Raw genomic sequence first — 6,071 nt, forward strand, 5'->3', positions numbered from 1 at the left:
TCGACCTCGACCCCGCGCCCGCACGAGCCCCGACTCCTGCCGCCGATGCTGCCGGGCACCGACGAGCCACCGGCACCCGCCGCCGTCAGAGCGTCCTACGCGCTCTGGCTCACCGCGGTCGCGGCGGGCCTCTTCGGGACGGTGCTCGCCGTGGCCGGGGCGGTGGCCGACGGCGACGCGTCCTTCGCCGCCGTCGGGGGCGGGCCCGCGCTGCACATGGCGGTGTTCTCGGCGGTCGTCCTGCTCGCGGTGCGGATGCGCCGCGGTTCGCGGGGCGCGCGGGCGGCGCTGGCCTGCGGGTCCGGGGTGCTCGGCACACTGGCCCTGGCGGCCGGGCCCGTCCGGTGGCTCGCCGACGGCCCCGCGCTCGGCGACGCGTTCCGGGACGTGGGCGTGGTGGACGTCCTGACGGGCGGCGGCCGCGTCCTGCTGGGGGCGGCGGGGCTGACGGCGCTGGTCCTGATGTTCCACCCGACGGCCAACGCCTGGTTCCGGAGAACGGCAGCTCCTGGGTGAGCGCCCCGCTCACCGCCGTGCCGCTCTCACCGCACGACCCCCTCCTCCACCAGCAGCCGCACCGCCGCCGCGATCGACTCCGCGTCGATGCCCGCGGCGTGCAGCTGCTCGGCGGGCGACGCCGAGCCCGGCATCGTCCGCACGGCGAGCCGCACCAGGCGCGGCACGGGCCGGCCGTCGGTGAAGGCGTCCAGGACCGCGTCGCCGATGCCGCCCTCCTCGCGGTGGTCCTCGACGGTGAGCAGACAGCCGGTGCGCGCGGCCGCCTCGTTCAGGGTGCGGCGGTCGACGGGCTTGACGCTGTACAGGTCGATCACCCGTACCGGGATGCCCTCGCGGGCCAGGAGATCGGCCGCGGTCAGCGCCTCGTGGACGGTCACCCCGGCGGCGACGACGGTCAGCCGGTCGGCGTCGTCGGAGCGCAGGACCTTGGAGCCCCCGACGGGGAACTCCTCGTCAGGGCCGTAGATGACGGGCGTGTCCCCACGCGACGTACGCAGGTAGCTGACGCCCTCCAGCCCCGCCATCTGTGCGACGAGCCGTCCCGTCTGATGGGCGTCGCAGGGATAGAGGACCGTCGAGCCGTGCACCGCGCGGAACAGGGCGAGGTCTTCGAGGCCCATCTGGGAGGGCCCGTCCTGGCCGATCGCGACGCCCGCGTGCGAGCCGACGAGGTTGATGTCCGCGCCGCTGATCGCCGCCATCCGCACGAAGTCGTGCGCGCGCGTGAGGAACGCCGCGAACGTCGAGGCGTACGGCACCCAGCCCCGCGCCGCCAACCCGACCGCGGCGGCGACGAGTTGCTGTTCGGCGATGTAGCACTCGAAGAAGCGGTCGGGGTGCTCCTTGGCGAAGTACTCCGTACGCGTCGAGTCGCTCACCTCGCCGTCGAGGGCGACGACGTCGCCGCGCGCGGTGCCGAGCGCGGCGAGCGCCTGGCCGTAGGCGGTGCGGGTCGCGACGGACGCGCCGGCCTCGTGGCGGGGCAGTTCGAGGTGGCCGCTGCGCACCGCGTGCAGGGTCCGCGCGGCGGCGGGTTTGCGGACGGCCACGCGGATGTCGTGGGCGCCGCCCAGTTCCTCGATCGCCGCCCGCGGGTCCGGCAGCGGTTTGCCGTGCAGGCCCTCGCGGTTCTCGGCGGACGCGACGCCCTTGCCCTTGACGGTGCGGGCGAGGACCACGGTGGGCTGGCCCGCGGTGGAGCCCGCCTCGCGGAAGGCGCGGTCGACGGCGTCGACGTCGTGGCCGTCGGTCTCGACGACGTGCCAGTCGAAGGCCCTGAAGCGGTCGGCGTAGTCCTTGAGGTGCCACTCGTGGCGGGTCGGGCCGCGCTGTCCGAGGCGGTTGACGTCGACGACCGCGGTGAGGTTGTCGAGATGCTCGTACCCGGCGTGCTCGGCCGCCTCCCAGACGGAGCCCTCGGCGAGTTCGCTGTCGCCGCACAGCACCCAGACGCGGTACGGGATCCGGTCGAGCCGCTTGCCGGACAGGGCCATGCCGACGCCGACGGGCAGCCCCTGCCCGAGCGATCCGGTGGCGACCTCGACCCAGGGCAGGGCGCGCGGCGTCGGATGCCCTTCGAGGCGGCTGCCCCGTGCGCGGAAGGTGAGCAATTCGTCGTCGGTGAGTGCCCCGGCCGCCTTGTACGCCGCGTACAGGAGCGGCGAGGCATGGCCCTTGGAGAGGATGAACCGGTCGTTGCCGGGGTGGTCGGGGCGGTCGAAGTCGTAGTGGAAGTGGCGGCCGATGAGCACCGCCATCAGGTCGGCGGCGGACATCGACGAGGTGGGGTGCCCGGATCCCGCGGCGGCCGCGGCGCGCACCGCGTCCACACGCAACTGCTGGGCGAGCCGGGTGAGTTCACTGGTGTCCATGGGAGTCCTCCTTCGTGTGCGGCGCCCCTTGCCCGTCCGGGGCCCCGCGCCCGTCCGGCACCCGGGCCAGTTCCGGGGCCGCGGTGTCCAGCGGCACCGACCAGGAACGGACGAGGCCCAACTGCACGGCCTGGCGGGGCAGTACGGCGTCCAGGAGCCAGTCCGCGGCGACCCGCACGCGGTTGCCGGGCATCGCCAGAAGGTGGTAGCCGCGGGTGACGGCCCCGGCGAGCGGTCCGGACAGCGGCACGCCGAGCGGGTTGGCGGCGGCCTGGACGCCGCCGAGGTCGACGGTGAAGCCGAGGTCGCGGTGGCGGTAGGGGCGGCGGGTGCCGACGCCGAGGGAGGCCACGACGTTGTGGCCCGCGACGGCGCCCTGCCGCCAGGCGTGCTGCGCGGTCATCGGGGTGTACCGGCCGGGACGGTGCAGATCGGGCACGGCGGCGGCGTCCCCGCAGGCGAACACGTCGGGTTGGCCGGGAACTTGGAGAAACGGGTCGACGAGCAGCCGTCCCCGCTCCAGGGGCCGGTCGAGCCCTTCGACGAACGGGTCGGGCCGCACACCGACGCACCACATGAGCGTGCGGGTGTCGACGAACTCCCCGTCGTCCAGGACCACTCCGCCGGAGGTGGCCTCCTTGACGGAGGTCTTGGTGCGTACGTCGACACCGCGCCGCCGCAGGACACGGTCGGCGGTGCTGGAGAGCCGTTCGTCGAGTTCGGGCAGCACGCGGCCGGCGATGTCGAGGAGCAGCCAGCGGGGCCGCATGCCCTCGCGGAGCGGCTGGTGGCGCACCAGCGCGTCGGTGAACAGGGAGCCGTGGGCGGCGAGTTCGACGCCGGTGTAGCCGGCGCCGACGACCACGAACGTGCAGCGGGACCGGCAGGTTTCCGGGTCCGGCGCAGCGGCGGCCAGTTCGATCTGGCGGGTGATGTGGTCGCGCAGGTACAGCGCCTCGGGGATCCCGCGGAAGCCGTGCGCGTGCTCGGCGACACCGGGCACGGGCAGCAGTTTGTTGACGCTGCCGACGGCGAGGACGAGCCGGTCGTACGCGAGCTCGCCGGACCGCCCCTCGGGGTCGGTGTACGTCACCTTGCGCGCCGTCAGGTCGACGCCGTCGGCCTCGCCGAGCACGAGGCGTACGCGCGGCAGCGTGCCGGAGAGCGAGACGGTGACGCGCCGGGGCTCCAGGATGCCCGCGGCGACCTGGGGCAGCAGCGGCAGGTAGAGGAAGTAGTCGGTCGGGTTGAGCAGGGTGATGTCGGCCTTGTTCCGGGTCAGCCGGGACAGGGTGCGTGCGGCGCGGGAGCCGGCGAATCCGGCTCCGACGACGACGATGCGGGGTCGGCCCACGGTCCACCTCCGGCGGTTCGGGCCTCCCGCGTGCCCCTGCGGGACGGCGGCCAAACTCCGGCCGGGCGCGGCGCGGGACCCCGCGCCGGATCGCCCGCCGCGCCCCGGTCACGGGCCGTGGATCGCTGCCGGTCACCGGCCGTGGATCGCTTCCGGTCACGGGTCATCCGTCCGCACCGCCCGTGGCGGTGGACCGCGCTGGTCACGCCCCGCGCGCACGCTGTTTGCGCCCGCGCGGAGGGGTTACCCGACGTCGTACCCGTCCCGCGTCCTCCCCGCTCCGTCCGCCGGTCGTCGCGGGCCCGACGGCCGGACGGACCGGGCTCCGCTCCCCCGCCCTTGCTCCTGGAACACCCCGTCTGGAACACCCCGTGCCGCTTCCCCCTCCCCTGAAGACACACCCCACGGCCCATGACCGAGGAAAGATCCCGATGAAGCAGGAAGTCCCCATCGAACGGCCCGTCGTCTCCGCCTACACCGTCCCCGCCGACGCCCCCGAGGCCGACGGCACCTTCGCCTGGGACACCACGACGATCGTCGTCGTCGAGATCACGGCGGGCGGCGCGACCGGCACCGGCTGGACCTACGGTCCCGCCTCCGTCGCCGCCCTCCTCGACGAGCAGCTCTCCCCCGTCGTCACCGAACGCGACGCCCTGGACATCCCCGCCGCGCACGACGCGATGGCGCACGCGGTGCGCAACACCGGCCGCTCCGGCGCCGCCGCGTGCGCGATCTCGGCGGTCGACATCGCGCTGTGGGACCTCAAGGCCCGCCTCCTCGAACTGTCGCTCGGCCGGCTGCTCGGGGCGGCCCGCACGGAGGTCCCCGTCTACGGCAGCGGCGGCTTCACGACCTACCACGACACGCATCTGGCGGCGCAGCTGAACGGCTGGGTGCACGGGCAGGGCATCCCGCGCGTCAAGATCAAGGTCGGGGAGGGCTGGGGCCGGGCCGCCGCCCGTGACGTCTCCCGGGTGCGCACCGCGCGCGACGTGATCGGCCCGCAGGCCGAGCTGTACGTCGACGCGAACGGCGGCTACACGCGCAAGCAGGCGGTGCGGGTGGGCCGGGTGCTCGCCGAGCACGGCGTCGGCTGGTTCGAGGAGCCGGTGTCCGCCGACGACCTGCGGGGGCTCGCGCTGGTCAGGGACGCGCTGGTGTGCGACGTCGCGGCGGGCGCGTACGGCTACGACCTGCCGTACTTCGCCCGCATGATCCCCTCCGTGGACTGCCTCCAGGTGGACGCGACGCGCTGCGGCGGCCTGACGGAGTGGCTGCGCGCGGCGGCCCTCGCGCAGGCGCACGGCCTGGAGGTCTCGGCGCACTGCGCGCCGCACGCCCACGCCGCGGTCGCCGCGTGCGTGCCGAACCTGCGGCACATCGAGTGGTTCCACGACCACGTGCGCATCGAGTCGATGTTCTTCGACGGGGCGCTCGACCCGACCGGGGGCGTGGTCCGACCGGACGGCGGGATCGGGCACGGCCTGCTGCTGCGCACGGACGAGGTGGCGGAGTTCCGGGTGGCGTGAGGGCGGTTCGGGGCGGAGCCGGGGCGCGGGAATTCCGGTCGCCTGCGGGGCGCGCCGCCTGACACGCTCCGGTGATGGGGAACAGCGAAGTACTGCTCATCGGGGGCCGCTCGGGCGTCGGCAAGTCGTCGGTCGGCTGGGAGGTCGCGGCGCTGCTGCGCGCGGCGGACGTCGGCCACGCGCTGATCGAGGGCGACCTCCTGGACGCGGTCCATCCGGCGCCGCCGGACGACCCGCACCGCTCCGGGATCACCGGCCGCAACCTCGCGGCGATCTGGGCCAACTACCGGGACCTCGGCTGCCGTCGGCTCGTCTACACGAACACGGCGAGCGTGCTGGGCAGCGAGGAATCGCTGTTCACCGAGGCGCTGGACGGGCCGCGCGTCATCCGGGTCCTGCTGACCGCGACGGACGCCACGGCGGAGGAGCGGCTGCGGGGGCGCGAGCGGGGCTCGGAGCTCGAACAGCAGCTGCGCCGCAGCCGGTTGATGGCCCGGCACCTGGACGAGCACGTACCACCGGACACGCACCGCGTCGCCACGGACGCCCGCGCGCTGACGGACATCGCGAAGGAGGTGGTGGCGGTGACCGGGTGGCGGTGACCCGCACGGCGGCCTCCGTCACTCACCCGTGCCGGCGCGGCGGGGCGTCGGGCGCCTGGGACCGCTCGGGCCCCTCGGTCCGCGGGGCGCCGGGCGCGGCGGACGGCATCGGCGGGGGCGCGGGGGTGCCGGGCCCGCCCGGGGGTCCGACGGGCTCGGCGAGGCCCGCGCCGGTCGGGTCCGCCTGCGCGGCGGG

The 6,071-nt window shown here is 75.2% G+C and carries 5 protein-coding genes; 3 read left to right on the forward strand and 2 right to left on the reverse strand.

Going from position 1 to position 6,071, the window contains the following annotated elements:
- Window positions 1–516, forward strand: a 516-nt coding sequence (locus AOK22_RS38700; protein WP_055703303.1) for a hypothetical protein, incomplete at its 5' end; no start/stop codon positions are given.
- A gap of 26 nt (window positions 517–542) precedes the next feature.
- Here AOK22_RS38700 and AOK22_RS38705 read toward each other — a convergent pair.
- Both AOK22_RS38705 and AOK22_RS38710 read right to left on the reverse strand, forming a co-directional pair.
- Window positions 543–2,390, reverse strand: coding sequence for a transketolase (locus AOK22_RS38705; protein ID WP_055703304.1), 1,848 nt, complete (start codon window positions 2,388–2,390; stop codon window positions 543–545).
- Window positions 2,377–3,744, reverse strand: a complete 1,368-nt coding sequence (locus AOK22_RS38710; protein WP_055703305.1) for an NAD(P)/FAD-dependent oxidoreductase — start codon at window positions 3,742–3,744, stop codon at window positions 2,377–2,379. Before AOK22_RS38710 ends, AOK22_RS38705 begins: the two co-directional genes overlap by 14 nt.
- 431 nt (window positions 3,745–4,175) lie before the next feature.
- Between AOK22_RS38710 and AOK22_RS38715 the strand changes: the two genes are divergently transcribed.
- Both AOK22_RS38715 and AOK22_RS38720 read left to right on the forward strand, forming a co-directional pair.
- Window positions 4,176–5,273 carry an enolase C-terminal domain-like protein gene (locus AOK22_RS38715; RefSeq protein WP_055703306.1) on the forward strand — a complete coding sequence of 366 codons (1,098 nt, stop codon included), beginning with the start codon at window positions 4,176–4,178 and terminating at the stop codon, window positions 5,271–5,273.
- Between the two features lie 74 nt (window positions 5,274–5,347).
- The gene (locus AOK22_RS38720) at window positions 5,348–5,875 is read left to right on the forward strand and encodes a nucleoside/nucleotide kinase family protein (RefSeq protein ID WP_055703307.1); all 528 of its coding nucleotides are present in this window, start codon (window positions 5,348–5,350) and stop codon (window positions 5,873–5,875) included.
- Window positions 5,876–6,071 lie beyond the last annotated feature (196 nt).

It is taken from the genome of Streptomyces silaceus (assembly GCF_001419745.1).
GTDB lineage: Bacteria > Actinomycetota > Actinomycetes > Streptomycetales > Streptomycetaceae > Streptomyces > Streptomyces silaceus.

What these genes read in the sequence shown, in the direction of transcription:
- AOK22_RS38705 (WP_055703304.1), bottom strand. Translation starts at nt 2,390, where the DNA reads ATGGACACCAGTGAACTCACCCGGCTCGCCCAGCAGTTGCGTGTGGAC.
- AOK22_RS38715 (WP_055703306.1), top strand. Translation starts at nt 4,176, where the DNA reads ATGAAGCAGGAAGTCCCCATCGAACGGCCCGTCGTCTCCGCCTACACC.
- AOK22_RS38720 (WP_055703307.1), top strand. Translation starts at nt 5,348, where the DNA reads ATGGGGAACAGCGAAGTACTGCTCATCGGGGGCCGCTCGGGCGTCGGC.